Source organism: Telluria sp. LT2P34 (genome assembly GCF_059685915.1).
The window spans coordinates 536,145-561,714 of sequence record NZ_JCASIN010000002.1; the positions used below are offsets into that span (position 1 = coordinate 536,145).

At 65.1% G+C, this 25,570-nt stretch carries 26 protein-coding genes and 1 tRNA gene; 10 read left to right on the top strand and 17 right to left on the bottom strand.

The window, feature by feature from the left end:
• Nucleotides 1-57: 57 nt before the first annotated feature.
• Nucleotides 58-1,269, bottom strand: coding sequence for a Na+/H+ antiporter NhaA (nhaA, locus tag AC56KZ_RS08245; RefSeq protein WP_497161669.1), 1,212 nt, complete (start codon nucleotides 1,267-1,269; stop codon nucleotides 58-60).
• 257 nt (nucleotides 1,270-1,526) lie between these two features.
• Between nhaA and fnr the strand changes: the two genes are divergently transcribed.
• Nucleotides 1,527-2,294: a fumarate/nitrate reduction transcriptional regulator Fnr gene (gene fnr, locus AC56KZ_RS08250; RefSeq protein WP_497161670.1), complete on the top strand. Its 768-nt coding sequence runs from the start codon at nucleotides 1,527-1,529 to the stop codon at nucleotides 2,292-2,294.
• Between the two features lie 47 nt (nucleotides 2,295-2,341).
• Here fnr and AC56KZ_RS08255 read toward each other — a convergent pair whose 3' ends face one another.
• From AC56KZ_RS08255 to pepN, 13 genes are all read right to left on the bottom strand, one after another.
• The gene (locus tag AC56KZ_RS08255; RefSeq protein WP_497161671.1) at nucleotides 2,342-2,872 is read right to left on the bottom strand and encodes a FixH family protein; all 531 of its coding nucleotides are present in this window, start codon (nucleotides 2,870-2,872) and stop codon (nucleotides 2,342-2,344) included.
• A gap of 10 nt (nucleotides 2,873-2,882) precedes the next feature.
• Nucleotides 2,883-4,271 carry a cytochrome c oxidase accessory protein CcoG gene (gene ccoG / locus AC56KZ_RS08260; RefSeq protein ID WP_497161672.1) on the bottom strand — a complete coding sequence of 463 codons (1,389 nt, stop codon included), beginning with the start codon at nucleotides 4,269-4,271 and terminating at the stop codon, nucleotides 2,883-2,885.
• Nucleotides 4,268-5,233 (bottom strand): cytochrome-c oxidase, cbb3-type subunit III, encoded by a 966-nt coding sequence (ccoP, locus tag AC56KZ_RS08265; protein ID WP_497161673.1) that lies wholly within the window; start codon nucleotides 5,231-5,233, stop codon nucleotides 4,268-4,270. The genes ccoG and ccoP overlap by 4 nt, the downstream gene beginning before the upstream one ends.
• Complete coding sequence (locus AC56KZ_RS08270; protein ID WP_497161674.1) at nucleotides 5,226-5,390, bottom strand: cbb3-type cytochrome oxidase subunit 3; 165 nt, start codon at nucleotides 5,388-5,390, stop codon at nucleotides 5,226-5,228. The genes ccoP and AC56KZ_RS08270 overlap by 8 nt, the downstream gene beginning before the upstream one ends.
• Before the next feature lies 1 nt (nucleotide 5,391).
• Nucleotides 5,392-6,009 (bottom strand): cytochrome-c oxidase, cbb3-type subunit II, encoded by a 618-nt coding sequence (ccoO, locus tag AC56KZ_RS08275; protein ID WP_497161675.1) that lies wholly within the window; start codon nucleotides 6,007-6,009, stop codon nucleotides 5,392-5,394.
• Between the two features lie 17 nt (nucleotides 6,010-6,026).
• On the bottom strand, nucleotides 6,027-7,502 hold the full coding sequence (gene ccoN / locus AC56KZ_RS08280) for a cytochrome-c oxidase, cbb3-type subunit I (protein WP_497161676.1): 1,476 nt from the start codon (nucleotides 7,500-7,502) through the stop codon (nucleotides 6,027-6,029).
• 115 nt (nucleotides 7,503-7,617) lie between these two features.
• Nucleotides 7,618-7,770, bottom strand: coding sequence for a cbb3-type cytochrome oxidase assembly protein CcoS (gene ccoS / locus AC56KZ_RS08285; RefSeq protein ID WP_497126193.1), 153 nt, complete (start codon nucleotides 7,768-7,770; stop codon nucleotides 7,618-7,620).
• 2 nt (nucleotides 7,771-7,772) lie between these two features.
• The gene (locus AC56KZ_RS08290) at nucleotides 7,773-10,163 is read right to left on the bottom strand and encodes a heavy metal translocating P-type ATPase (protein WP_497161677.1); all 2,391 of its coding nucleotides are present in this window, start codon (nucleotides 10,161-10,163) and stop codon (nucleotides 7,773-7,775) included.
• Entirely contained in the window at nucleotides 10,160-10,918 is a 759-nt protein-coding gene (locus AC56KZ_RS08295; RefSeq protein ID WP_497161678.1) for a sulfite exporter TauE/SafE family protein, read from the bottom strand. The genes AC56KZ_RS08290 and AC56KZ_RS08295 overlap by 4 nt, the downstream gene beginning before the upstream one ends.
• Before the next feature lie 2 nt (nucleotides 10,919-10,920).
• On the bottom strand, nucleotides 10,921-12,363 hold the full coding sequence (gene hemN / locus AC56KZ_RS08300; protein WP_497161679.1) for an oxygen-independent coproporphyrinogen III oxidase: 1,443 nt from the start codon (nucleotides 12,361-12,363) through the stop codon (nucleotides 10,921-10,923).
• Nucleotides 12,364-12,543: 180 nt separating this feature from the next.
• Nucleotides 12,544-12,619 (bottom strand) — tRNA-Thr (locus AC56KZ_RS08305).
• A gap of 101 nt (nucleotides 12,620-12,720) precedes the next feature.
• Nucleotides 12,721-13,722 carry a class 1 fructose-bisphosphatase gene (locus AC56KZ_RS08310; protein ID WP_497161680.1) on the bottom strand — a complete coding sequence of 334 codons (1,002 nt, stop codon included), beginning with the start codon at nucleotides 13,720-13,722 and terminating at the stop codon, nucleotides 12,721-12,723.
• A 27-nt stretch (nucleotides 13,723-13,749) separates the two neighbouring features.
• Complete coding sequence (pepN, locus tag AC56KZ_RS08315; RefSeq protein WP_497161681.1) at nucleotides 13,750-16,395, bottom strand: aminopeptidase N; 2,646 nt, start codon at nucleotides 16,393-16,395, stop codon at nucleotides 13,750-13,752.
• Between the two features lie 194 nt (nucleotides 16,396-16,589).
• Here pepN and AC56KZ_RS08320 point away from each other — a divergent pair, with 194 nt between their 5' ends.
• Nucleotides 16,590-17,228 carry a DUF4136 domain-containing protein gene (locus AC56KZ_RS08320; RefSeq protein WP_497161682.1) on the top strand — a complete coding sequence of 213 codons (639 nt, stop codon included), beginning with the start codon at nucleotides 16,590-16,592 and terminating at the stop codon, nucleotides 17,226-17,228.
• 75 nt (nucleotides 17,229-17,303) lie between these two features.
• On the opposite strand, the gene AC56KZ_RS08325 is transcribed toward AC56KZ_RS08320, so the two are convergent.
• Genes AC56KZ_RS08325 through AC56KZ_RS08335 form a run of 3 tightly spaced genes read right to left on the bottom strand, consistent with a single transcriptional unit; the run spans nucleotide 17,304 to nucleotide 18,848 of the window.
• A complete protein-coding gene (locus AC56KZ_RS08325) occupies nucleotides 17,304-17,450 on the bottom strand; it encodes a hypothetical protein (protein ID WP_497161683.1) in 147 nt (48 codons plus the stop codon).
• Nucleotides 17,447-18,421 (bottom strand): quinone oxidoreductase family protein, encoded by a 975-nt coding sequence (locus tag AC56KZ_RS08330; protein WP_497161684.1) that lies wholly within the window; start codon nucleotides 18,419-18,421, stop codon nucleotides 17,447-17,449. The genes AC56KZ_RS08325 and AC56KZ_RS08330 overlap by 4 nt, the downstream gene beginning before the upstream one ends.
• A gap of 28 nt (nucleotides 18,422-18,449) precedes the next feature.
• Nucleotides 18,450-18,848, bottom strand: coding sequence for a methylglyoxal synthase (locus AC56KZ_RS08335; protein WP_497161685.1), 399 nt, complete (start codon nucleotides 18,846-18,848; stop codon nucleotides 18,450-18,452).
• Nucleotides 18,849-18,997: 149 nt separating this feature from the next.
• On the opposite strand from AC56KZ_RS08335, the gene AC56KZ_RS08340 reads away from it, so the two are divergent.
• The 8 genes from AC56KZ_RS08340 (at nucleotide 18,998) to AC56KZ_RS08375 (ending at nucleotide 25,511) form a co-directional block, all read left to right on the top strand.
• The gene (locus AC56KZ_RS08340) at nucleotides 18,998-19,846 is read left to right on the top strand and encodes a DUF2182 domain-containing protein (protein ID WP_497161686.1); all 849 of its coding nucleotides are present in this window, start codon (nucleotides 18,998-19,000) and stop codon (nucleotides 19,844-19,846) included.
• Between the two features lie 73 nt (nucleotides 19,847-19,919).
• Nucleotides 19,920-20,645, top strand: a complete 726-nt coding sequence (locus tag AC56KZ_RS08345) for a YebC/PmpR family DNA-binding transcriptional regulator (RefSeq protein WP_497161687.1) — start codon at nucleotides 19,920-19,922, stop codon at nucleotides 20,643-20,645.
• 24 nt (nucleotides 20,646-20,669) lie between these two features.
• Entirely contained in the window at nucleotides 20,670-21,935 is a 1,266-nt protein-coding gene (purD, locus tag AC56KZ_RS08350; RefSeq protein ID WP_497161688.1) for a phosphoribosylamine--glycine ligase, read from the top strand.
• A gap of 141 nt (nucleotides 21,936-22,076) precedes the next feature.
• Nucleotides 22,077-22,988 carry an oxygen-dependent coproporphyrinogen oxidase gene (hemF, locus tag AC56KZ_RS08355; RefSeq protein ID WP_497161689.1) on the top strand — a complete coding sequence of 304 codons (912 nt, stop codon included), beginning with the start codon at nucleotides 22,077-22,079 and terminating at the stop codon, nucleotides 22,986-22,988.
• Nucleotides 22,985-23,656, top strand: coding sequence for a nicotinate-nucleotide adenylyltransferase (locus AC56KZ_RS08360; protein ID WP_497161690.1), 672 nt, complete (start codon nucleotides 22,985-22,987; stop codon nucleotides 23,654-23,656). Before hemF ends, AC56KZ_RS08360 begins: the two co-directional genes overlap by 4 nt.
• Nucleotides 23,656-24,375, top strand: a complete 720-nt coding sequence (gene rsfS / locus AC56KZ_RS08365) for a ribosome silencing factor (RefSeq protein ID WP_497161691.1) — start codon at nucleotides 23,656-23,658, stop codon at nucleotides 24,373-24,375. Before AC56KZ_RS08360 ends, rsfS begins: the two co-directional genes overlap by 1 nt.
• A 34-nt stretch (nucleotides 24,376-24,409) precedes the next feature.
• Nucleotides 24,410-24,880 (top strand): 23S rRNA (pseudouridine(1915)-N(3))-methyltransferase RlmH, encoded by a 471-nt coding sequence (rlmH, locus tag AC56KZ_RS08370; RefSeq protein WP_497161692.1) that lies wholly within the window; start codon nucleotides 24,410-24,412, stop codon nucleotides 24,878-24,880.
• Between the two features lie 13 nt (nucleotides 24,881-24,893).
• Nucleotides 24,894-25,511 (top strand): Maf family protein, encoded by a 618-nt coding sequence (locus AC56KZ_RS08375; RefSeq protein ID WP_497161693.1) that lies wholly within the window; start codon nucleotides 24,894-24,896, stop codon nucleotides 25,509-25,511.
• Nucleotides 25,512-25,570 lie beyond the last annotated feature (59 nt).

Below are 25,570 nucleotides of genomic sequence, written 5' to 3' on the forward strand. Positions count from 1 at the left end.
ACAGCATTGGAGAACTGGCGGCACGCATGACGGTGCGCTGCCGGACCGTCACCCGGCTTACGCTGGCGACTCGTCCTCGAAATCCATCGACTCCGGGTCGGGATCGGACGCCAGCGGCGCGCCCATGAACTTGAGCCAGACAAAACCGATGACGCCTGCAACCAGGGAGGCGATCAGGATCGCCATCTTCGACGACGTAATCACATCGGCCTGCCCTGTATAGGCAAGATTGGTGATGAAGATGGACATGGTGAAGCCAATCCCGCCGAGGAGGCCGGCGCCAAGGACGTGCCGCCACGCGAGGTCTAGCGGCAGCCGGCAGAGCCCAAGGGCGACGGCCGCGAAACTGAACAGGACGATGCCAACCGGCTTGCCGATGACCAGCCCGAGCAGGATGCCGAGACTGTTGGCCGACATCAGCTCCGCGGCCCAGCCGGCGCCGATGACGATGCCGGTGTTGGCCAGGGCGAAGACCGGGAGGATCAAAAAGGCGACCGGCGTATGCAGCGCGTGCTCCAGCTTGTGCGACGGCGACTCGGCGTCGTCCTCCTTGGCCGAGTAGGGAATCGCAAAGGCCAGCAGGACGCCGGCAATCGTCGCATGCACGCCGGATTGGAGCATCAGGAACCACATCAGCGCCCCGCCAAGCAGGTAGGGCAGCAAGGCCATGGTGCGCAGCAGGCGCTTCATCGCGAACAGCGCGGCAAAGACGCCGAGCGCGGCCACCAGGTACAGGAAGGAGAGTTCGGCCGTATAGAACACGGCGATCACGACGATGGCGCCGAGGTCGTCCATGACGGCCAGCGCTGTCAGGAAAATCTTCAGCGAGGCCGGCACCCGGCTCCCGAGCAGGCTCAGCACACCCAGCGCAAAGGCGATGTCGGTCGCCATCGGAATGCCGATGCCGGCCTGGGTGGCGGTTCCGCCGTTGAGCATGAAGTGGATCAGCGAGGGAACGGCAATTCCGCCTGCCGCGGCGACGATCGGCAGCATGGCATTGCGGAGGTCGGACAGCTCACCGTTGACCAGCTCGCGTTTCAGCTCCAGGCCGATGAGCAGAAAGAAGATCGCCATCAGCGCATCGTTCACCCAGTGCTCGATGCTCAGGCCGGCGACATACTGGCGCCAGAAGCCGAGATAGCCCTCCCCGAGGGCGGAATTGGCGACGATCAGCGAAGCGAGCATGCACAGGATCAGCAGGACAGCGCCGGCTTTGCCGGAATGCGTGAAGTGCTTGAATGAGGCCGAGAGTTTTTTTTCGATGCGCATGGGCGACAGGCGAGTAAGGACTGCGTGGCGGCCCGACCATCGCACATCCTGTCACACCCGTTCAGTGTGATCACCCTTGGCAGATTATACCGTGTGCATTGTTTTGACGGCGCTGCGGAAGACCTGCCCCGGGACACAGCCAAGCCCTTGCACTTTTACTTTTACTTTCACGGTCCGAGGTCCAGGTTACGCCGAAAAACGTCATAGGCGCTCGTTGACCGGTCTATAATCGCCGCACACTCCGTTGGGGGACTCAGATGAGCCAAGGTATTCCATTCCCAACCACGGCCCCGATCAGCCTCGGCGCAATCAAGGCCAGCTGCGGCGCATGCAGCATGCACCAGCTGTGCCTGCCGATGGGGCTTGACGAAGCAGACATCAACCGGCTTGACCTGATCATCGGCCGCCGCCGGCGCCTCGTGCGCGACGAACGCCTGTATGCGATGGGCGAGTCATTCCGCAACCTGTACGCAGTGCGCTTCGGGCACTTCAAGACCTACCAGGTCAATGCTTCGGGCGAACAACAGATCACGGGCTTCCAGATGGCGGGCGAATTGCTCGGCATGGACGCGATCAGCGGCGACCGCTACCAGTGCGACGCCGTCGCGCTCGAAGACAGCGAAGTGTGCGAGATCCCGTTCTCGCGCCTGGAAGACCTGTTCGGCGAGGTACCCGCTTTGCTGCGCCACTTCCACCGCATCATGAGCCGGGAAATCACGCGCGAACAGAACGTCATGCTCCTGCTGGGTAACATGCGGGCGGAGCAGCGCTTTGCGGTCTTCCTCGTCAACCTGTCTGCGCGCTATGCCGCGCGCGGCTACTCGTCGACGGATTTCGGCTTGCGCATGTCGCGGGAGGACATCGGGAACTACCTCGGACTCACCATCGAGAGCGTCAGCCGGCTGCTGTCGCGTTTCAAGAAGCAGGGCTGGATCGAAGTCGACAAGCGCGATGTGCGCTTGCTCGAGCCGGCGAGGCTGAAGGCGATGGCCGCCGGCACCGAGCAGTGCAGCCCGATGGCCTGAGTCCCGGGGCCGCAATCCTCAAGCATTTGCGTGAAGGCGCCAAGCCGTCATGGCCCGGGGTCGGCCACGATTGCCAGCTTGCCCGTCGATGCGGGGCTCCAGGCGCGTGCCAGGCGCCAGGCCCGGCCATCGTCCTCGACGACGACGCGCCAGTGCGTCATCTCCAGGGCGGGCAACCTGACCGCGGCGACGCCACTCGCGTCCGGCCGGGCGTCGAGCACCAGGTCTTTCCGGGGCAAGGTCGGATGCGCGAGCAAGATCCGGAAAGGCCCTCGCATCGGGCGACCAAAGCTCTCGAGCCGGCCTTCGAGCACGCCGCGCTTCGGGTCATAGCGCGCCGTAAAGGCCAGTTTCAGGGCCGTGGCCGCGCGGTCGCGCCGCAGATCCTGGTTGATCGCCTTGCCACGCTTGTAGTAATCGTCCACGACGACCGCGTCCGGCTGCCTGATCGCAAGCCCCACGGTCACCGCCGTGGCCAGCATCACGGTCGCCGGGCCGAGCATGATGAACCACGGCCAGCGGTGGCGGTACCATGGGAGCACGGCAGGCTGCGCGAATACGGGTGGAAGTGTTTGCATGGTATGACTCCTAACGCGGCACGATGAAAACGGCTTCTTCGCGCACGGCGACTGCTGCGTCGTCCAGCGCGGTAACGGTAAATTCGATCCGGTTCGATCCGCGCTTGCCCGCCCCCGGCGGGATACGCACCCGCACCGGCAGTGCGCGCGTGCTGGCGCCGTCGAGCGCGACGACCGTTTCGCCCACGATCACAACGCCGGGCAGGCCTTCGACCCGCAGGCGCAGGCGGCGCGGCGCTTCACCCGTGTTCATCAGCTGCAGCCGGTAGACATTCTCGATCCAGCCCTCACCCACTTCGCGCCCCATCGATCCGCGGTCGCGGATCACGTCGACCTTGAGCGGGACGCGCAGTGCCAGCGAGGCTGTCATCGCCGCCACCAGCAGCACCAGCACGGCCGTGTAGGCCAGCACGCGCGGGCGCAGCAGGCGACGTCGCACCTGCTCCTTCCCCCATCCCTGCGTCAGCGCGTTCTCGGTGGCGTAGCGGATCAGGCCGGCGGGCTTCCCGATTTTTTCCATTACCCCATCGCAGGCGTCGACACAGGCGGCGCAGCCGATGCATTCATACTGGAGGCCGTTCCGGATGTCGATGCCGGTCGGGCAGACCTGCACGCACAGGGTGCAGTCGATGCAGTCGCCGGAGCGCCGCTGCAGCGCTGCCTGGCCGAGTGGCGCGCGCGGCTCGCCGCGGTCCCGGTCATAGGTCACGATCAGGGTGTCGTTGTCGAACATGGCGCTCTGGAAGCGCGCATACGGGCACATGTATTTGCAGACCTGTTCACGCATCCAGCCGGCATTGCCGTAGGTGGCAAAGCCATAGAACAGGACCCAGAACGCCTCCCAGGGGGCGAGGTTCCAGGCGAGGATTTCGCCCATCAGGGATCGCACCGGCGTGAAGTAGCCGACAAAGGTAAAACCCGTCCACAGCGCCACCAGCAACCAGGCGGCGTGCTTGGTCGTTTTCTTCGCGATTTTCTCAAGATTCCACTGCTGCCGGTCGAGCCGGATGCGGGCGCTGCGCGCGCCCTCGATCCTGCGTTCGATCCACAGGAACAGTTCTGTGTACACCGTCTGCGGGCAGGCGAAGCCGCACCAGACCCGCCCTGCCACCGTCGTGACGAGGAACAGCCCGTACGCGCAGACGATCAACAGCCCCGCGAGATAGATGAAGTCCTGCGGCCACAGCACGAGGCCGAACAGGTGGAACTTGCGCGCGCCGAGGTCGAACAGCACTGCCTGGCGGCCGTTGAAGCCGATCCACGGCAAGCCGTAGAACAGCAACTGGGTCAGCCAGACGCAGACCCAGCGCAGGGTCGCATAGCGGCCTTTCGCCTCGCGCGGATAGATTTCCTCGCGCGCGGCGTACATCATGATGACCGCTTCCTTGGTCGCACTCATTGTGCCGCGACTGTTTTCTCTTCAGCCGGGGCGACGCCCGCCGGGGCGCCGGCCGGATTCGACAGGCTCCAGACATAGGCGGCCAGCACATGCACCTTGTCCTCGCCCAGGAATTCGCCGAAGGCCGGCATGGTATTGGTGCGCCCCTTGCGGATCGTCTCCATGACAGTCTCCACGCTGCCGCCGTAGAGCCAGGCCTTGTCGGCCAGGTTGGGCGCGCCCAGCGCCTGGTTGCCGGTGCCGGCGGCGCCATGGCAGGCCATGCAGGCTGCATACTTGGGTCTGCCGAACACTACCTTGATCGGGTCAGCCGCCAGGCCCGACAGGTTGAGCACGTAATGCGCGACCGCCTCGACGTCCTTGTCCGAGCCGAGCGCCGCGCCCATTGGCGGCATCATGCCGATGCGTCCTGCCATGATGCTGGCCTTGATCGTGGTCGGCTCGCCGCCATGCAGCCAGTCGCCGTCTGTCAGGTCCGGGTAACCTTTGTTGCCGCGCGCGTCGGAGCCATGGCACTGGGCGCAGTAATTCATGAACATGCGCTCGCCGATGGCGCGCGCCTGCGGGTCGGACGCGACGGCCCTGATGTCCTGGCGCGCATAGCGCGCGAACAGAGGGCCAAAATCCAGGTCGGCCTTTTTCAGCTCGGCCTTGTATTCGCCTGTCGAGTTCCAGCCGAGCTTGCCCGCATAACTGCCCAGGCCGGGGTACAGCACAAGGTACACGACGGCGAACACGATGGTCAGGTAAAACAGCCACATCCACCAGCGCGGCATGGGGGTATTGAGTTCGGTCAGGTCGTCGTCCCAGACGTGGCCCGTGGTTTTCTGCGGCTGGCCGCCGGCATCGAGCCGGACCCGGTGCTTTGACTGCGACCACAGCAGGATGGCGCAACCGGCGATGGAAAGCAGCGTGATGAGGGCGATGAACCAGTCCCAGAAGCCGCTCGTGAAGTCAGCCATGGCCCGCCTCCTCGTCAGCGAAGGGCAGCGCGGCGGCACTGTCGAAGTCGGCGCTGCGGCGCAGCAGGAAAGTCCACAGCAGGATGCCCATGAAGGTGGCAAACGAGAGCACGGTCATCACGCTGCTGGCGCGGTCGAACAGGGTGTCGATGGACATATCAGTTCCTTGTCTTGATCTGGGTGCCGAGGCCCTGGAGGTAGGCGATGAGCGCGTCCTGCTCGGTTTTGCCGGCCAGTTCGGCAGGCGCGCCCTTCACTTCCTGCTCGCTGTAGGGAACGCCGAGCATTTGCATGGCGCGCAGCTTGGGAACGATCGTGGCCGGATCGAGCCTGGCAGTAGCCAGCCACGGGTAGCCGGGCATGTTCGATTCGGGCACCAGGTCGCGCGGATTGTCCAGGTGCGTGCGGTGCCATTCGTCGCTGTAGCGGCCGCCCACGCGCGCCAGGTCGGGCCCGGTGCGCTTGCTGCCCCACTGGAACGGGTGGTCGTAGACGAATTCACCTGCAACCGAATAGTGGCCGTAACGCTCGGTCTCGGCGCGCAGGGGCCGGATCATCTGCGAATGGCAGTTGTAGCAGCCTTCACGGATGTACACGTCGCGGCCGGCCAGGCGCAGCGGAGAGTACGGTTTCAGGCCCGCCACCGGCTCGGTGGTCGACTTCTGGAAGAACAGCGGCACGATCTCGACCAGCCCGCCGACCGAGATCACCAGCAGCACCAGCCCGATCAGCAGCCAGGGATTCTTCTCGATCCATTCATGCGAAAAATTTTTCATTTGCTTGTCTTTCGTTGTCAGGCGTGCGCCGGCACATGGGATGGGACTACGCCGGCCTGGTCGTACGTGCCTGGCGGGCGGCCGGTAGGCGCGATCAGCGGATCCACCGTCACCGTGCCGGCCAGCGTCTTCCAGGTATTGAAGGCCATCAGGACCATGCCCGACAGGTAAAGCAGGCCGCCCGTGAACCGGACCACGTAATACGGATAGGTCGCCTTCACGCTTTCGACGAAGGTGTAGGTCAGGGTGCCGTCGGCATTCACGGCGCGCCACATCAGGCCCTGCATGACGCCGGCGATCCACATGGAAGCGATGTAGAGGACGATGCCGATGGTAGCGACCCAGAAGTGGGTCTCGACCAGGGCCAGGCTGGCCATCTGCTTCTTGCCCGCCAGGCGAGGGATCAGGTAGTAGATCGATCCCATGGTGATGAAGCCCACCCAGCCCAGGGCGCCGGCGTGCACATGGGCGATGGTCCAGTCGGTATAGTGCGACAGCGAATTGATGGTCTTGATCGACATCATCGGCCCCTCGAAGGTGGCCATGCCGTAGAACGACAGCGAGACGATCAGGAACTTCAGGATCGGGTCGGTGCGCAGCTTGTGCCATGCGCCCGACAGCGTCATCACGCCATTGATCATGCCGCCCCACGACGGCGCCAGCAGGATCAGCGAGAACACCATGCCCAGCGACTGGGTCCAGTCGGGCAGCGCGGTGTAGTGCAGGTGGTGAGGCCCTGCCCACATGTAGGTGAAGATCAGGGCCCAGAAGTGCACGATCGACAGGCGGTAGGAGTACACCGGGCGCTCGGCCTGCTTCGGGATGAAGTAATACACCATGCCCAGGTAGCCGGCGGTGAGGATGAAACCGACCGCGTTATGGCCGTACCACCACTGGATCATGGCGTCCTGCACCCCAGCGTACACGGGGTAGGATTTGAAGGCCGAGACCGGAATGACAGCGCCATTGACCACATGCAGCACCGCCACGGCGATGATATAGGCGCCGAAGAACCAGTTGGCGACATAGATGTGCTGCACCTTGCGCTTGACGATGGTGCCGAAGAAGACCACCGCGTAGGCCAGCCAGACGACGGTGATCAGGATCGCGATCGGCCACTCGAGCTCGGCGTATTCCTTGCCGCGCGTCAGACCCATCGGCAGCGTGATCGTCGCCGCCACCAGCACCGCCTGCCAGCCCCAGAAGGTAAAGGCGGCGAGCCTGTCGGAAAACAGCCTTACCTGGCAGGTACGCTGCACCACGTAGTACGAGGTGGCGAACAGGCCGCAAATGCCGAAGGCGAAGATGACCGCGTTAGTGTGCAGCGGACGCAGGCGTCCGTAGGACATCCAGGCGATATCGAAATTCAGCGCAGGCCAGGCCAGCTGAGCAGCAATGAAGACACCGGCAAGCATGCCGATCACGCCCCAGACGACGGTGGCGATGGCGAACTGGCGCACCACCTTGTAGTTATAGTTCAGACTGCTTTCCACGATGTTCTCCTGACGGGATTGCCTTAGTTGACAGCAGGAGAGTAGTTTTCTGGACTGCAAAAATCCTTGATGTGAATCAAAATTTTCAGTGTCACCTGATATAGCTGGTACGCCTTCAGCTGCCGGCGCTATCGTCGTCGTGCAAGATGCGCAGCCCCGGCCCTTCGAGGTCCTCGAACTGCCCGCTGTCGGCGGCGCCAAAAAAAATCCAGATCGCCAGCGCGACCAGCACCAGGCTCAGCGGGATCAGGAGATACAGGGCTTCCATGGCTAGTTCCTCAGGCGCAGTGCGTTAAGCACGACGACGGCCGAACTGACCGCCATGCCGATGCTCGACACCCAGGGGTTGAGCAGGCCCGTTGCCGCGGCGGGAATGGCAACCAGGTTATAGGCGCTGGCCCAGGCCAGGTTCTGGCGGATGATGCGCAGGCTGCGCCGGGCCGTATCGGCGGCGTCCTGCAGCGGCGCCAGGCTGTCGCCCAGCAGGACGGCGTCGGCATGCAGTTGCGCCAGCGCTGCCCCGTTTCCCATGGCGAACGAGACGTCGGCGCCGCGCAGTACGGCCGCGTCGTTGATGCCGTCGCCGACCATTGCCACCACCGCCCCGCCTTCCTGCAGGCGGCGTACGTAAGCGAGCTTCTGTTCGGGCAGCTGGGCGCCGGCAGCGTGTCGGATGCCGAGCCGGGCAGCGACGGCCGCGACCGTGCCCGGCTCGTCCCCGCTGAGGAGGATGACCGTCTTGCCGGCGGCCTCGAAATGGCGCACGATCGCCTGCGCTTCCGGACGCAGGGCGTCGGCGATGTCGAAGCGCGCCAGCCAGCTGCCGGCCTGCCCGAGCCAGACCGCACTGCCCTCGGCCGCGTCCATGGCCGGCGGCGGGCAGCCGGCAAGCGCCGCCACGAAGGAGGCGCTGCCGAGCCGGTAACGGCGGTGGTGGAGCTCTCCCTCGACGCCCTGCCCCACCGTGTACTGCACGTCGTGCCCCTGCAGGGGATGGGCGGCAGGCGAAGCCGCGCGGATCGCCTGTGCCAGCGGATGCGCGCTGCCTTCCTCCAGCGCCGCCCCGATCCTCAGCACGGTGGGCGCATCTGCCCGCCCGAATACGTGCGTAACGCGTACCCGAGGCCGGCCCAGGGTCAAGGTGCCGGTCTTGTCGAACACGACGTGGGTGGCGCGATCCAGGGTCTCGAGCGCGTGCGGGCTGAGCGCCAGCACGCCGCGCCGCAGCAGGCGGTCCGTCGCGGCCGCGAGCGCCGCCGGCGTGGCCAGCGACAGCGCGCACGGGCAAGTCACGACCAGCACGGCAATCGCAGCCGGCCAGGCGCGGGCCGGATCGATGAACTGCCAGGCCGCGAAGACCAGCACGGTCAGCACCAGCAGCGCCGCCACCGACCAGACGGCAACACGGTCGGCCCACAGGGCCCGCTGCGGCTTGCCTTGCCCCGCGCGCTCGACCAAACGCACGAGCATCGCCAGCGTGCTGTCGCGCGCCGCCGCGCCAACCCGCAGCACGATCGCCTGGGCCACGTTGACGGCGCCGCCGGGCAGGCTCTCGCCCGGCCCCATGCGCCGCGTGCGGCTCTCGCCGGTGAGCAGCGCCAGGTCGGCCTCGGTCTCGCCCTCGACGATCACACCGTCTGCGGGCACCGCCTGCCCCGGCGCGACCAGCACCATGTCGCCCGGCTGCAGCGTGGCCGCGGCCACCAGCTCGGTCCTGCGCGAGGCCGGATAGGCGCCCATGCGCTGCGCCGACGCGGGCAAGCCCGCCTGCAGCGACTCCAATGCCCCGGCCGCGCGCCGGCGGGCCGTCAGTTCCAGATAGCGGCTCGCCAGCAGCAGGAAGATGAACATCGTCACCGAATCGAAGTAGACCTCGCCTTGCCCGCGCACGAGGGCTGCAGTGCTGCCGACGAAGGCGGCGCCGATACCCAGCGCGACCGGCACGTCCATGCCGGGCACGCCACGGCCCAGGTCGCGCCAGGCGCCAAGGAAAAAGGGCTGGGCCGAATACAGCACGGCCGGCAGCGTCAGCAGCAGCGAAGCCCAGCCCATCAGCGCCCTCATGTCGGCGTCCATCGTGCCGTCGGTCGCCATGTAGACCGGGACGGCATACATCATTACCTGCATCATCGCCAGGCCGGCGATGAAGAGCTGGCGAAACAGCTTGCGGCGCGCCCGTTCCAGCTGCTCGCCGTGGCGCTGCGCATCATAGGGGTAGGCCGTATAGCCGACCGCGCGCAGCGCGCGCAGGATGACGCTGACCTTGCAGAGTGCCGGATCCCAGCGCACCCGCAGGCGCTCGGTGCTGACGTTGAGTGTTGCCTCGATCACGCCCGGTACTGCCTGGACGCGGCGCTCGATCAGCCAGACGCAAGCCGCGCAGCGGATGCTCTCGACCGTAAAACTGCCTTCGCCCGTATTTTCGCCGGCGTCGAACAAGTCCAGTTCCGGCGCGTCGCCGTCCGCGACGGTGGCGCCGTAGCCGGTGCGGGTGGTGTAATAGTCCGCACAGCCGGCATCGACGATCATCCGCGCCGCGGCGGCGCAGCCGGGACAGCACATCGGGCGTTCGACGCCGCCGATGAGCGCCGGCCAGCGCTGGCCGGCGAGCGCCAGCCCGCAGTGGAAGCAGGTTTCCGCGGCGCCGGCGCCGTCCCTCATAACGCCATCCCGGGCGTCAAGCAGAGCACCTGCAGCCAGCTGGCCGGCAGGCCTCCCGCCGCGCGCGCCAGGCCAAGCAGGCCGAAGGCGAGCACGGTCGCACCGCAGGCCAGGCGCACGGCGCGCAGGCGCAGCCAGCCGCGCAGGCGCGTCCCCACCAGGCCGAGTGCCAGCATCATCGGCAGCGTACCGAGTCCGAAGGCCAGCATCACCAGCGCACCGGAGCCGGCCGAGCCGCTCAGCATCGCCGTCACCAGCACGCTGTACACCATCGCGCAGGGCAGCCAGCCCCAGAGCGCGCCGGCGGCGAACATCCGGCCCGGCGTATCGGGCGGGCCGATGCGGGCCAGCAGCGGGCGCACATGCCGCCACGCCAGCTGCCCACCGCGTTCGAGTTGGGCGATGCCGGCCCAGGCCCCCATCAGGTGCAGGCCGAGCGCCACCAGCAGCAGGTTGGCCAGCACGTAAGCGAATCCCTGCAAGGCAGGCAGCGCGGACAGGTTCGAAGCGCCCTGGGCCAGCCCGCCTGCGAGGAAGCCGGCGGCCATGTAGCTGGTGATGCGCCCGGCGTTGTAGGCGGCCGCCTGGATCCCGGCCGGAGCCACCGCAACGGTGCGCAGCTTGATGACGATGCTATTCCCGACGGCGCGCGGTGGCGCCAGCGACAAGGCGCCGACGATACCGCCGCACATGCCGGCGCAGTGGACGCTGCCGAGCAGGCCTACCAGGAATACGGGAAAGAGGCTGATGCTCATCGTCATACGGTCCGGGAGTAGCGCGGCGCCGCGTCTGCCTCCGCGAGGTAGCGGTCGAAGACCATGCAAACGTTGCGGATCAGGAGCCGCCCGCGCATCGTCACCGTAATCCAGCCGCCTTCCAGCGTGACGAGGCCGTCCGTTTCGAGCGTGCGCAGCGCCGCCAGTTCAGGAGCGAAATAGCTGAGGAAGCTGATCGGAAAGGCCTGTTCGATTGCCGGCATCGAGAGCTCGAACTGGCACATCAGCTGACCGATCACGGTGCGGCGCAGGAGGTCATCCATGCTGAGCGTCACGCCGCGCACGACCGGCAGCGCATTATTGTCGAGCGCCTCGTAATAGGCGTCGAGCGTCTTCGCGTTCTGGCTGTAGGTGGCGCCGACGGCGCCGATGGCGGACACCCCGCAGGAAATCAAATCGCTGTCGGCATGCGTCGAATAGCCCTGAAAATTGCGGTGCAGCCGGCCCTGGCGCTGGGCGATGGCGAGGTCGTCGCCTGGCTTGGCGAAATGGTCCATGCCGATATACACGTAGCCGGCACCGGTCAGGCGCTCGATGCACAGGGCCAGCATGGCCAGCTTCTCTTCGCTGCCTGGCATGTCCGCTTCGCGTATGCGGCGCTGCGGCTTGAACACGTGCGGCAGGTGGGCATAGTGGTAGAGCGAGATGCGGTCAGGATCGGCGTCGATCACCTTGTCGATCGTGACCGCCATGGTGGACAGGCTTTGCTTCGGCAGGCCGTAGATCAGGTCGATGCTCACCGAACGGAATTGCGCCTCGCGCGCCGCCGCAATGATGGCGCGCGTCCCGGCTTCCGGCTGGACGCGGTTGACCGCTTCCTGCACCTGGGCGTCGAAATCCTGCACGCCAAGGCTGATGCGGTTGAAGCCCTGGAGGCGCAGGCTCTGTACGCGCTCCCGCGACACGGTGCGCGGATCGACCTCGATCGAATACTCCCCGATCTCGTCCGGCGCGAACTTGAAATTGCGGCGCAGATGCGCCATCAGTCCGCCCATCTGCGCATCCGACAGGTAGGTCGGCGTACCGCCGCCGAAGTGCAGCTGCTCCACTTCATTAAAGCCCGCGAACAGCGCGCCCTGCATCGCGATCTCGCGCTTGAGGTAACCGAGATAGGTCGCGGCCTTCTCGCGCTTCCGGGTGACGATCTTGTTACAGGCGCAGTAATAGCAGACGGACTCGCAGAACGGAATGTGCAGGTACAGGGAAAGGGGCCGCGCTGCGCCGCGCGTGTGGACCGAGGCGACGGCGTGCAGGTAGTCGCGGTAGCTGAAGCTGCCGTCGAAGCGGTCGGCGGTCGGGTAGGACGTATAGCGCGGCCCGTTCTTGCCGAGGCGCGTGATGAGGTCGGCGTCGAAGTCGACGGTTCTCGTAAAGGCAATCGACGCATTGTCGAGTGTGCTGACGGGATTTTGCGGGTGAAGCATCTGGAACACTCCTGCGGCCTGCCGGGCCGCAGGGTGCAGCTCAACTTATGGGAGGAGTGTATTGATGCGACCCAGCAAAATCCTTGACTTGCATCAAATTCGGCTCGGTGGCGGGCCACATGCAAAGAAAAAAGGGTCACACGCCGAAGCATGTAACCCTTTGATCTTGCTACTGTATTCTGGTGCCGCTGACCGGAATCGAACTGGTGACCTTCGCATTACGAATGCGCTGCTCTACCAACTGAGCTACAGCGGCTCTACGCGGGCAAACCCGACGAAGAGCCGTATTCTAGCAAACAACCCACCAAACTTGCTAGTCCGACTCTGCAATTTCTGGTGGATCCGCCAAAAACCCGTTTATTGCGCGTGGTAGCTCGTCACGATCTCGACTTCTTCCTTCGATCCCAGGTACACCGGCACGCGCTGGTGCAGTTTGGTCGGGTCGATTTCCATGATGCGCGTCACGCCGTCGGTGGCCGCGCCGCCGGCCTGCTCGACGATCATCGCCATCGGGTTCGCTTCGTACATCAGGCGCAGCTTGCCCGGCTGGGACGGGTCGCGCATGTCGGCCGGGTACATGAAGATGCCGCCGCGGTTCAGGATGCGGTGCACGTCGGCCACCATCGAGGCGATCCAGCGCATGTTGAAATCCTTGGCGCGCGGTCCGGTGCGGCCGGCCAGCATTTCGTCGACATAACGCTGCACCGGCGGGTGCCAGTGGCGCTTGTTCGACATGTTGATGGCGAACTCCTTGGTGGTCGGCGGGATCTTGATGTCGCTCTGGGTCAGGACCCAGGAACCCTGCTCGCGGTCGAGCGTGAAGCAGTGCACGCCGTCGCCGGTGGTCAGCACCAGCATGGTCTGCGGGCCGTACACGGCGTAGCCTGCCGCCACCTGCGCCGTGCCCGGCTGCAGGAAAGCCTGCTCGGTCGGCTCGCCCATGCCTTCCGGGGCTTTGAGCACCGAGAAGATGGTGCCGATGGACACATTGACGTCGATGTTCGAGGAACCGTCGAGCGGGTCGAACAGCAGCATGTACTCGCCCTTCGGATAGCGGTTCGGGATCGGGTGAATGCTTTCCATCTCTTCCGACGCCATTGCCGCCAGGTGGCCGCCCCACTCGTTCGCTTCCAGCAGGATCTCGTTCGAGATCACGTCGAGCTTCTTCTGCACTTCGCCCTGGATGTTTTCGGTGTCGGCGCTGCCGAGGATGTCGCCCAGCGCGCCCTTGCTGACTTCATAGCTGATGCGCTTGCAGGCGCGGGCCACGACCTCGATCAGGAGGCGCAGCTCGGCTGGAATGCTGTTGTGGAGGCGTTGCTGCTCCACCAGGTGTTGCGTGAGACTGACGCGTTTCATGTACTTCCTTTGGTTTAAATGAATTCTTTAGTTTGCTAAGGCTTTACCGACCACTTCGCGCACGTCGTTGGATAAACGTTGCTGCCCGGCGACCTGTTGCAGCGCCTTTTTCATCTGCTCCTGCAGATCGGGCGTGTAACGGCGCCAGCGGTCCATGGCGCGGGCCAGGCGGCTCGCCACTTGCGGGTTGAGGCCGTCGAGCGTGATCACCTGCTCGGCCCAGAAGGCGTAGCCGCTGCCGTCCGGCGCGTGGAACTGTACCGGATTGCCGGCGCAGAAGCTGGAAATCAGGCTGCGTGCGCGGTTCGGATTGCGCAGGTTGAAGGCGGCGTGGCGCATCAGGGTGCGCACTGCCGGCACGTCGGTGGTGGCGCTCGAAGCCTGCATCGCGAACCATTTGTCGATGACCAGCGGCTCGTCTTCGAATTCGTCGTAGAAGCGCTGCAGCGCGGCATCCGCGCCGGGCGCCCGCGCATGGATCAGCGCACTCAAGGCGGCGACCCGGTCGGTCATGTTGCCGGCATCAATGAACTGGCGCTGGGCCAGCGCCAGTCCTTCCTCGTCCTGGGCCGCGGTGAGGTAGGCCAGGCACAGGTTTTTCAGGGCGCGCTTGCCGGCGGACAGCGCATCCGGGCTGTACTCGCCCGGCGTCGCGTTCGCGGCATATTGCGCCAGCAATTCGGTGCGCAGGCGTGCACCGATATTAGCGCGCATGAACTGGCGCGCGAGGTGGATCGCCATCGGATTGACCACCTCGATCTGCTCGGCCACCATGCCTTCGGAGGGCAGCAGCAAGGCCTGCTCGCGGAAGCTGGGGTCGAGCGTCTCGTCGCTCAGCATCCTGCCGAGCGCCAGCAAGAAGGTGTCGTCCAGGTTCAGGGGCGCGTCGACGCCGGCTTCGCCGGTCAGTTTCAGCAGTCTCCCCATGGCCAGGCGCTGGCCGGCCTCCCAGCGATTCACGGCGTCGCTGTCGTGGCTGAACAGATGCAGCAGGTCGGCGTCGCCATAATTAAAATCGAGGACGACCGGTGCGGAAAAGTCGCGCAGGATCGAGGGCGTCGGCTGTTCGTTGACGTTCTCGAAGACGAAGCTTTGCTCGGCCTGCGTGAGTTCCAGCACGGCGGTGCTGCCCTTGGCCTCGCCGCCGATCGTGAGCGGCAGGTCGCGGCCGTCGGCGCCGAGCAGGCCCACGGCAATCGGGATGTGGAAGGGGGCTTTGCGCGGCTGGCCGGGCGTTGCCGGGCAGGACTGCATGAAGCTCAGCGTGTAGGTCTTGTCGACCTCATCGTAACGGGTTTCGGCGCGCACGATCGGGGTGCCGGCCTGGCTGTACCAACGGTCGAACTGGGTCAGGTCGCGATTGTTGGCGTCGGCCATGGCGAGCCGGAAATCGTCGACCGTGACAGCCTGGCCGTCGTGGCGTTCGAAATACAGGTCCATGCCCTTGCGGAAGCCTTCGCGGCCCAGCAGGGTCTGGTACATGCGCACGACTTCGGCGCCCTTTTCATACACGGTGACGGTATAAAAATTGTTGATCTCGACATAGGAGTCGGGGCGCACCGGGTGCGCCATCGGGCCCGCATCTTCCGGGAACTGGGCCTGGCGCAAGGTGCGTACCTGGTCGATACGGCCGACCGCACGCCCGCTCTCGGTGCCGATCATGTCGGCCGAGAATTCCTGGTCGCGGAACACCGTCAGGCCTTCCTTCAGCGACAGCTGGAACCAGTCGCGGCAGGTGACGCGGTTGCCGGTCCAGTTATGAAAATACTCGTGGCCGACCACCGCTTCGATGCCCTGGAAATCGATGTCGGTGGCCACGCGCGGATTGGCCAGCACGAACTTGGTATTGAAAATGTTCAGGCCCTTGTTTTCCATCGCGCCCATGTTGAAGTCGCTGACGGCGACGATCATGAAGCGGTCGAGATCGAGTTCCAGGTTCCAGCGTTCTTCGTCCCAGCGGATGCTGTTTTTCAGCGACTGCATCGCGTAATCGGTCTTGTCGAGGTTGCCGTCTTCGACCCAGACCTGGAGCAGCGCTTCGCGCCCGTCGGCCAGCTTGAACGTTTCTTCCTGGCAGACCAGGCTGGCGGCGACCAGGGCGAACAGGTAAGAGGGCTTCTTGAACGGGTCTTCCCATTTGGCGTAATGGCGGCCGTCGGGCAGCTCGCCCTCTTCCACCAGGTTACCGTTCGACAGCAGCACCGGGTATTTTTCCTTGTCGGCGCGCAGCATGACGGTGAACACCGCCATCACGTCTGGGCGGTCCGGGAAGTACGTAATCGCGCGGAAGCCCTCGGCTTCGCACTGGGTGTAGAAATTGCCGTTCGACGTGTACAGGCCGTTCAAGGTAGTGTTCTGCTCCGGCACGCAGATCGATTCGATCTCGAGTGTGACCTCGTCGGGCGTATTCGGAATGGTCAGCAGGCTGCCGTCGATGCGGTAATCCTTTGCGGCGAGCAGCTTGCCATTCATGCGCAGGGCGACCAGCTCCAGGTTTTCCCCGTGCAGCTCGATTTCGCGCTGGGCACTGTCCGGGTTGCGCCGCATCGTCATGCGGTTGGCGACGATGGTGCGCGCCGGATCGAGGTCGAAGCCGAGTTCGACCGTATCGACGAGGTAGCTGGGCGGGGTGTAGTCTTTCCGGTAAATCGTCTGGGGCGTGTCGGTGCGCATGGGATGTCCGAAAAATACAGTCGAAGAAGGTCTTATTCTACCAACAAGAAATCTTCGCCTTCGCGCGATTTTCAGCCTGCCAAATGTGTCCTTAAGTTCAGAGGGTAACGATCTGTAAGTTTACCTGCGAAAATAGGCGCAAAAGCGGATGCTGAGAGTCGGATACATCCGTACAAGATAATGGAGAGAAATGAATGAAACGCGTTTTGATGATGGCGGCCGCGACTGCGACCGCCCTGCTGCTCGGCGGATGCGCAACGACCATCCGCAGCGATGTCACGACCTTCCACCAGTGGCCGGCGCAGATCGAAGACAAGAGCTATGTCTTCGACACCCCGCCAGCGATGGACAACACCCTGGAATACCAGAGCTACCAGAACCTGGTGCGCGGACAACTGGCGCAACTGGGCTTTCGTGAAGCGAACGCCGGCGCGGCGCGCCTGAAGGTGGCGATGCGGTTTACCACCACCGAAGTGCCGGTGCGCGTGGTCGAGCCCGCAATGCCGATGTTCCACGGCTATTCCGACTTCCGCTTCGGCCCGCGTTTCGGTCCGCGCGGGCGCTTCGCGCGCTGGCATCATCCGTTCTACGATCCGTTCTTCAGCCCTTACCAGGCCTATCACGTGTCGATCGAACACCAATACCGCCGCGAGCTGCAGCTGTCGATCAAGGAAGGCGGCGAGAAGCGTCTGTTCGACGTTACCGTCCACAACACCAGTGGCGAGCTGTCGACTCCGGCCGTGATGCCGGCCCTGGTGCACAGCGCCTTTGCCGGCTTCCCCGGCCCGAACGGCGCGGTGCGGCGCGTGGAGCTGCAGCGCAAGAACGGTTGAGCTTCATGCGCGCCTGACAAAGAAAAAGCCGGAACGTTCATTCGCGTTCCGGCTTTTTTCATTCATACGGCCGCGTCAAGGCGTGAAATAGGCTTCCGAGGCAAAGGTGATCAGCGCCACCACCAGCACCGCCGCCAGCAGTACCAGCAACAGCCGGCCGAAGCGCGGCGAGCCGACGGTTTCAGGCTCTTGGGGATCGTTATCGTCGCTGAATTCTCTCATGGCAGCAACACCGTCGAGCCGGTCGTGCGGCGTGCTTCGAGCGCGATGTGCGCCTGGGCGGCATCGGCCAGCGGGAAGCGCTGGTTGACACCCACGTTGATCTTGCCGCTGCCGACCATCTCGAACAGGTCGGCCGCCATGCTTTCCAGTTCAGGGCGCGAGGCGGCGTAGGCGTGCAGCGTGGGCCGGGTGACGTACAGCGAATTGCGCGACGCCAGCTCGGAGAGCGCGAAGGGCGGCACCGCGCCCGAGGAGTTGCCGAAGCTGACCATCAGGCCGCGCGGCTGCAGGCAGTCGAGCGAGCGGATGAAGGTATCGCGGCCGACCGAGTCGTAGACCACCGGCACCATCGCCCCATCGGTAATTTCGCGTACGCGCGCCACGATATCCTCCGTGTTGTAGTTGATGACGTGCGCAGCGCCGTTTGCCTTGGCCAGCGCCGCCTTTTCGTTGGACCCGACGGTGCCGATCAGGTTCACCCCGAGCGCGCGCGCCCATTGACAGGCGATCAGGCCGACGCCGCCGGCCGCCGCATGGAACAGGATGGTCTGGCCCGGCTGCAGGACATAGGTCTGGCGGAACAGGTATTGCACCGTCAGCCCCTGCAGCATCATGGCCGCGGCCGTTTCGAAATCGATGTTGTCGGGCAGGCGCACGAGGATGTCGGCCGGCATGGTGCGCAGTTCGCTGTAGGCGCCGTTCGGCCGCCCGGCATAGGCGACGCGGTCGCCCGGCGCCACATGCGTCACGCCCTCGCCTACGGCCTCGACCACCCCGGCGCCCTCCTGCCCCAGACCCGACGGCAGCGGCATCGGATACAGGCCGGTGCGGAAATATACGTCGATGAAATTCAGCCCGATCGCGTGGTTGCGCACGCGCGCCTCGCCCGGTCCCGGCTCGCCGACTTCGACGTCGACGTATTCGAGTACTTCCGGCCCGCCGGTGCGGTGCATGCGGATTGCTTTTGCCATCATCGCCTTCCTTGTGGATTGTTCGGTTTCATGCGCCGACCATCATCAGTTGCTTCAGCACCAGGCGCGCGGTCGCGACATTCGTCGCGCAGGCGATGTCGTGGACGTCGCAGGCGCGCACCAGCGCATTGATGTCGGGTTCGTGCGGCTGCGGCGTCATCGGGTCGCGCAGGAAGATCACGCAATCGATTTTCCCGGTGACGAGATCGGCGCCGATCTGCAGGTCGCCCCCGAAAGGGCCGGAATGCTTGCATTCGACCGCCAGGCCCAGTTCGGTGATTAGGCGTGCGCCGGTGGTGCCGGTGGCCGACAAGGAACAGCCTGCCAGAAAATCGCGGTACTCGCCGGCGAGCGTGATCATGTCGTCTTTTTTCTTGTCGTGTGCGATGAGGGCAATGCGTGGCTGCGGTGGCTGCGGTGGTTTCATCTGGACGCCTCCTTCATGTTCCGAACGATTGTACGGAAAAACCCATGCACGAGCGAGCAGTTGAACGTAAAGCCGGCTCCGCAGTCCAATCGAGGTAGCGCTCACTGATGAGCGCTCACTGACGAACGCTGACTGATGAACGCTCACTCATGAGGACGAAGAATGCCGAAAAGGACGATCGCATGCGCGCCCTGATCCGCGTCGACACGCAGCCAGGGCGCGAGCGGCCCTTCGTCATCGCCTGCCTGGCCCTGCTCGTTGCGGTGTGCTGGGCCTGCCTGGTGTTTCGCGCCCTGCGGATCGCCAATGTCGAGCCGCAAGCCTTGCCGGCCGCCCCAGGCGGCGCATCCGCTACGGCGCTCGGCGCCCTGCCTTTTCCCTACCGCCTGTCCGAACTGGGCCTGGTGCTGGGGATGTGGGGCGCGATGCTGTCGGCCATCATGCTGCCGGCCACCACCCCGGCGATCCTGCTGTTCGCCCGCATCAGCAGGCTGGTGCGTACCGTACGCTTTCCCAAGCTGGCGACGCTCATGTTCATCGGCGGTTGCCTGCTGGTCTGGGGCAGCTTCGGCGCGCTGGCCGCGCTGTTGCAATGGGTCCTGCATGACATCGGCGCGCTCGACGCCGCTATGGCGGTCGACAATGGCAACGCCTGCGGCCTGTTGCTGGTGGCCGCAGGCGTCTACCAGTGGACGCCGGCCAAGCATGCCTGCCTCCAGCATTGCCGGGCGCCGCTGTCGTTCATGGTCACCGGTTGGCGCCACGGCCTGTTCGGCGCCTTGCGCATGGGCGCCGCGCACGGCCTGTACTGCACCGGCTGCTGCTGGCTGCTGACCTTGCTGCTGTTCGCCGCCGGCGTCACCAACCTGGCTGCCCTGGCCGCGCTGGCCGGCTTGGTGCTCGCCGAAAAGCTGTTGCCGGGCGGGGCAGTCGTGGCCTGCCTGGGGGGCCTGGCCCTCCTTGCGTGGGGGACGCTGATGTTGTTTCCGCAAGCGTGAAGGGAGATTTTTACGGGCGGGCCCATGTTAGAATGTCGGCCATTCTTGCATACCGTTCTAAGGAATTCTCGACATGGCTGGACACAGTAAATGGGCCAATATCAAGCACAAGAAAGCCGCGACTGACGCCAAGCGCGGTAAGATCTGGACCCGCCTGATCAAGGAAATCACCGTCGCCGCGCGCATGGGCGGCAGCGACGTCAACGCCAACCCGCGCCTGCGCCTGGCGGTCGACAAGGCAGCCGACGCCAACATGCCGAAAGACAACGTCACCCGCGCCATGCAGCGCGGCGCTGGCGAGCTCGACGGCGCGAACTACGAAGAGATCCGCTACGAAGGCTATGGCATCGGCGGCGCCGCGATCATCGTCGACTGCATGACCGACAATCGCGTGCGCACCGTGGCCGAAGTGCGCCATGCCTTCAGCAAGTTCGGCGGCAACATGGGCACCGAAGGTTCGGTCGCCTTCATGTTCCAGCATACCGGCCAGTTCCTGTTCGCGCCCGGCGTGAGCGAGGACAAGCTGATGGAAGCGGCGCTGGAAGCAGGCGCCGACGACGTGGTGCAGGACGAGGAAGGCGGTTTCGAAGTGCTGTGCGACCCGTTCGCGTTTTCGAACGTGAAGGATGCGCTGGAAAAGGCCGGCTTCAAGGCCGAAGTGGCCGAAGTGATCATGAAGCCCGCCACCGAGACCCTGTTCACGGGCGACGAAGCGCTGAAAATGCAGAAGCTGCTCGATGCACTGGAAAACCTGGACGACGTCCAGGAGATCTATACGAACGCAGTGATCGAAGAGTAAACAACAAACACTGAGCGACAAACGATGAAGATCCTGGTAGTCGGCTCTGGCGGCCGCGAACATGCCCTGGCCTGGAAACTGGCCCAATCCGAACGCGTGCAGATGGTGTATGTCGCGCCGGGCAACGGCGGCACCGCGCTGGACGCCCGCCTGGTTAACGTCGACCTCGACGACCCGGCGGCGCTGGCCGATTTCGTCGTTGCCGAGCACATCGCGCTGACCCTGGTCGGCCCGGAAGTGCCGCTGGCCGCCGGCATTGTCAACCTGTTCCGCGCCCGCGGCCTGAAAATCTTCGGGCCGACGCGCGAGGCGGCGCAGCTGGAAAGCTCCAAGGACTTCGCCAAGGCCTTCATGCAGCGCCACGGCATCCCGACCGCGAAGTACCAGAGCTTTTCCGATGCCGCCCTGGCGCATGCCTACGTCGATGCGATGGGTGCGCCGATCGTCATCAAGGCCGACGGCCTGGCGGCCGGCAAGGGCGTCGTGGTCGCCATGTCGCTTGCTGAAGCGCACGACGCGGTCGAGCACATGCTGTCCGATAACGCCTTTGGCGACGCCGGTGCGCGCATCGTCATCGAGGAATTCCTCACCGGCGAAGAAGTCAGCTTCATCGTCATGTGCGACGGCAAGAACATCCTGCCGATGGCCACCTCGCAGGACCACAAGCGCTTGAAAGATCGCGACGAAGGCCCGAACACGGGCGGCATGGGCGCCTACTCTCCCGCCCCCATCGTCACGCCGGCAATGCATGCGCGCGTGATGCGCGAAATTATCGACCCGACCATCCAGGGCATGGCGAAGGACGGCATCGTCTTCACCGGCTTCCTGTTTGCGGGGCTGATGATCGACGCCGAGGGCAATCCACGCACCCTGGAATTCAACTGCCGCATGGGCGACCCGGAAACCCAGCCGATCATGACGCGCCTGAAAAGCGATTTCGTGACCGTGCTCGAACATGCCTGCAACGGCACCCTCGATGCGGTCGAACTCGATTGGGACCGGCGTACGGCAGTCGGCGTGGTGCTGGCCGCCGCCGGCTACCCGGACAGCCCGCGCAAGGGGGACGTCATCGAAGGCATCCCGCCTGAAACGCCGGAATGCGTGACTTTCCATGCCGGCACCCGCATCGTCGGCGGCGCCCTGCACACCAATGGCGGGCGCGTGCTGTGCGTGGTGGGCCTGGGCGACAGCGTGCGGATGGCCCAGAAGCAGGCCTACGAAGGCGTCGACAGGATCCGTTTCGACGGCGTCCAGTTCCGGCGCGATATCGGGTGGCGCGGGATCAAGTGATGCAGCCGGTAGGGATACATCGTACGAAACCCCGGGCCTTGTAGGGTGGACTCCCGAGTCCACGCCGGCGGACTTTGTCCGGGCCTGCGCCCCAGGGTGTACAATCGCCCCTTCATTTTTTAAGTCCCTTTCACTCGCCCCATGTCTTCCCCCTCTCCTTCGGCCATCAAAGCCTGGCTGCTCGACCTGCAGTCACGCATCGTTGCGGCAGTCGAGGACGTGGATGGCAAGCCCTTCCTGTTTGACAGCTGGGAACGCCCCGAAGGCGGCGGCGGCGTCTCGCGCCTGGTCGAAGAAGGCAATGTGATCGAACGCGGCGGCGTGAATTTCTCGCACGTGATGGGCGCCAGCCTGCCGCCATCGGCAGCCGCCGCCCGTCCGGAACTGGCCGGGCGCGCTTGGGAAGCGATGGGCGTGTCGCTGGTGCTCCATCCGCGCAATCCCTACGCGCCGACGGTCCACATGAACGTGCGCTTTTTCGAGGCCACCAGCCCCGGCCTGGCGCCGGTCTGGTGGTTCGGCGGCGGCATGGACCTGACGCCTTACTACGGCAATGCAGACGATGCGCGCCACTTCCACCAGGTCTGCCATGACGCGGTGGCGCCGTATGGCGAAGCGCTGCACGATCGCTTCAAGAAGTGGTGTGACGAATACTTTTACCTGAAACACCGCAAGGAAGCGCGCGGCGTCGGCGGCATCTTCTTCGACGACTTCAACGAGCTGCCTTTCGAGGATGCCTTTGCGCTGGTGCGGGCCGTCGGCGATGGTTTCATCGACGCCTACCTGCCGATCCTGCAGCGCCGCAAGGACACGCCTTACGGCGAACGCGAACGCGATTTCCAGGCCTACCGGCGCGGACGCTACGTCGAGTTCAACCTGGTGTGGGACCGCGGCACGCATTTTGGACTGCAATCGGGCGGTCGCACCGAGGCGATCCTGATGTCGCTGCCGCCGATCGTCAAATGGCGCTACGACTGGCACCCGGAACCGGGCAGCCTCGAAGCCGCGCTGTACACCGACTTCCTGCCGCACCGGGACTGGCTCGCTTCGTGAGCGCCTGCATTGCCCTGCTGGGGGGCAGCTTCGATCCCGTACACCATGGCCATGTCGCGCTGGCGCGCGCATTTTCGGCATCGCTCAGGCCCGACGAGCTGCGCGTGCTGCCGGCGCGGCCCTGGCAGAAAGCCGGCCTCGTGGCCGGCGACGAGGAGCGCGTCGCGATGCTGGAACTGGCGTTCGCCGACGCCGGCCTGGCGGTGACGATCGACCGCCGCGAACTCGAATCGACAGGTCCGAGCTATACCGTGGCGACCCTGCGCGGCCTGCGCGCCGAACTGGGGGCCGAGGCATCGATCGTCTTCCTGATGGGCGCCGACCAGGTGCAGCGCCTGGACAGCTGGCGCGACTGGCGCGAACTGTTCGCGCTGGCCAATCTCGGCATCGCGGCGCGCCCGGGCTATACCCTGGACCAGGAAGCGCTGCCGCCCGCGGTGGCGGATGCACTGGCGCCGCGACTGGCGCCACCCGAACAAGTGCGCACCACGCCCGCCGGGCTGGTGTGCCTGGCGCACACACTGGCGGTCGACATTTCGGCCACGCAGGTGCGCGCGGCATTACACGAAGGAGGCGTCGCCAAGGCGGAAGCCAAGGCGAACATGAACTTGCTCGTCGCCCCGGTAGTGCTAGACTATATTCAACAACATAATTTATACAAGAGCTAATGGATATCAAAAAACTGCAAACGCTCGTCATCGACGCCCTCGAAGACGTCAAGGGCCAGGACATCATGCTGTTCGATACGACCGGGCTCACCAGCCTGTTCGATCGCATCGCGGTCGTCTCGGGTACATCGAACCGCCAGACGAAGGCGCTGGCCGCCTCGGTGCGCGACAAGGTCAAGGCCGTCGGCGGCGACGTCATCGGCATGGAAGGTGAAGACACCGGCGAATGGGTGCTGGTCGACCTGGGCGACATGATCGTCCACATCATGCAGCCGGCCATCCGCCAGTACTACCGCCTGGAAGAAATCTGGGGCGAAAAGCCGGTCAAGCTGGGCGCCGCCAAGCGCAAGTCGACGCCGGAAGCGCTCGACGCCGCTGAGCCGAAGCAGAAATCCAAGCACCTGGCCGCGAACCAGGATGCGCCGGAAGTCAAGCCGGTCAACGAGCGCACGCCCGCGGCCAGGAAAGCGGCGGCGAAGACCGCTGCCAGGACCACGGCGAAGAGCGCGGCAAAGACGACGGCAGCGAAGAAGCCTGCCGCCAAGAAGGCGCCGGTCGGCAAGATCGTCAAGGTATTGCCGAGCAAGACCGAGATCGCCGCCGTCGAAGCGACCAAGGCCAAGCCGCCGAAGCGCGCAACCAAGGCTGTCGCCGCCCCTGTCGACGCCGAACCAGTGAAGAAAGTCATCAAGCGCGTCGTCCGCAAGGTCGCCGAGTAACTGATTAAAGTTGAGTTTTGATGCGTAAGTTTCAATGCAGCTGATCATCGCCGCGGTCGGTCATAAAATGCCGGCCTGGATCGACACTGGTTTTTCCGAGTACACGAAGCGCATGCCACCCGAGCTGCGCATCGTGCTCAAGGAAATCAAGCCGGTCGAACGTTCGGGCAGCAAGACGGCCGCCACGGCGATGGCGCTCGAGCGCGAGCGCATCGAAGCGGTGCTGCCGAAAAGCGCACGCATCATCGCGCTCGACGAGCGCGGCAAGGATTTGACCAGTGTGGGACTATCCCAACAATTACTGAACTGGCAGCAGGACGGCCGCGATACCGTGTTCCTCATCGGCGGCGCGGACGGCCTCGACCCCGAGCTCAAGGCCCGGGCCGAAGGCTTGATCCGTATTTCGAGCATGACCTTGCCTCACGGCGTGGTGCGCGTCATGCTCGCGGAACAGCTCTACCGTGCCTGGTCCATTACCCAGAACCACCCGTACCACCGCGTCTGACGGCAGCCATCCCATGAAAGTGCTCGATAAAAAAATCTACCTCGCCTCGAAAAGCCCGCGGCGTCGTGAACTGCTGCGCCAGGTCGGGGTCGACTTCGACCTGCTGATGCTGCGCGGCGACCCTGCGCGCGGCGCCGACGTCTCCGAAGACGTGCGCCCCGGCGAACTGGCCCACGACTACGTGGTCCGGGTAGCGCTGGAAAAAGGCGCATTTGCCTGGAACGTGCTGCAGCAGCGCCGCCAGCCGCTGCGCCCGGTGCTGACGGCCGACACCACCGTCACGCTGGATGACGAGATCCTCGGCAAGCCTGCCGACCCGGCGGAGGCCGCCCTGATGCTGGAACGCCTGTCGGGCCGTACCCACCAGGTCCTGACCACGGTGGCCGTGCATTTCACCGACATGGCCGAGCACATCACGCAAGTGTCCAATGTGCGCTTCGCCAAGCTGACTCCCCAGGCCATCCGCGCCTACTGCGCCACCCCCGAGCCCTACGACAAGGCCGGCGGCTACGGCATCCAGGGCCTGGCCGCGCTCTTCGTCGAGCATATCGAAGGCAGCCATTCGGGCATCATGGGCTTGCCGCTGTTCGAGACGGCGGGCTTGCTGCGCCGGGCAGGCGTGCTGATTTAAGTAGGGTGGGCCGGGCCGCGTTCGGACCCCGTGCCCACCCTACGACCCCATGCCGGCCG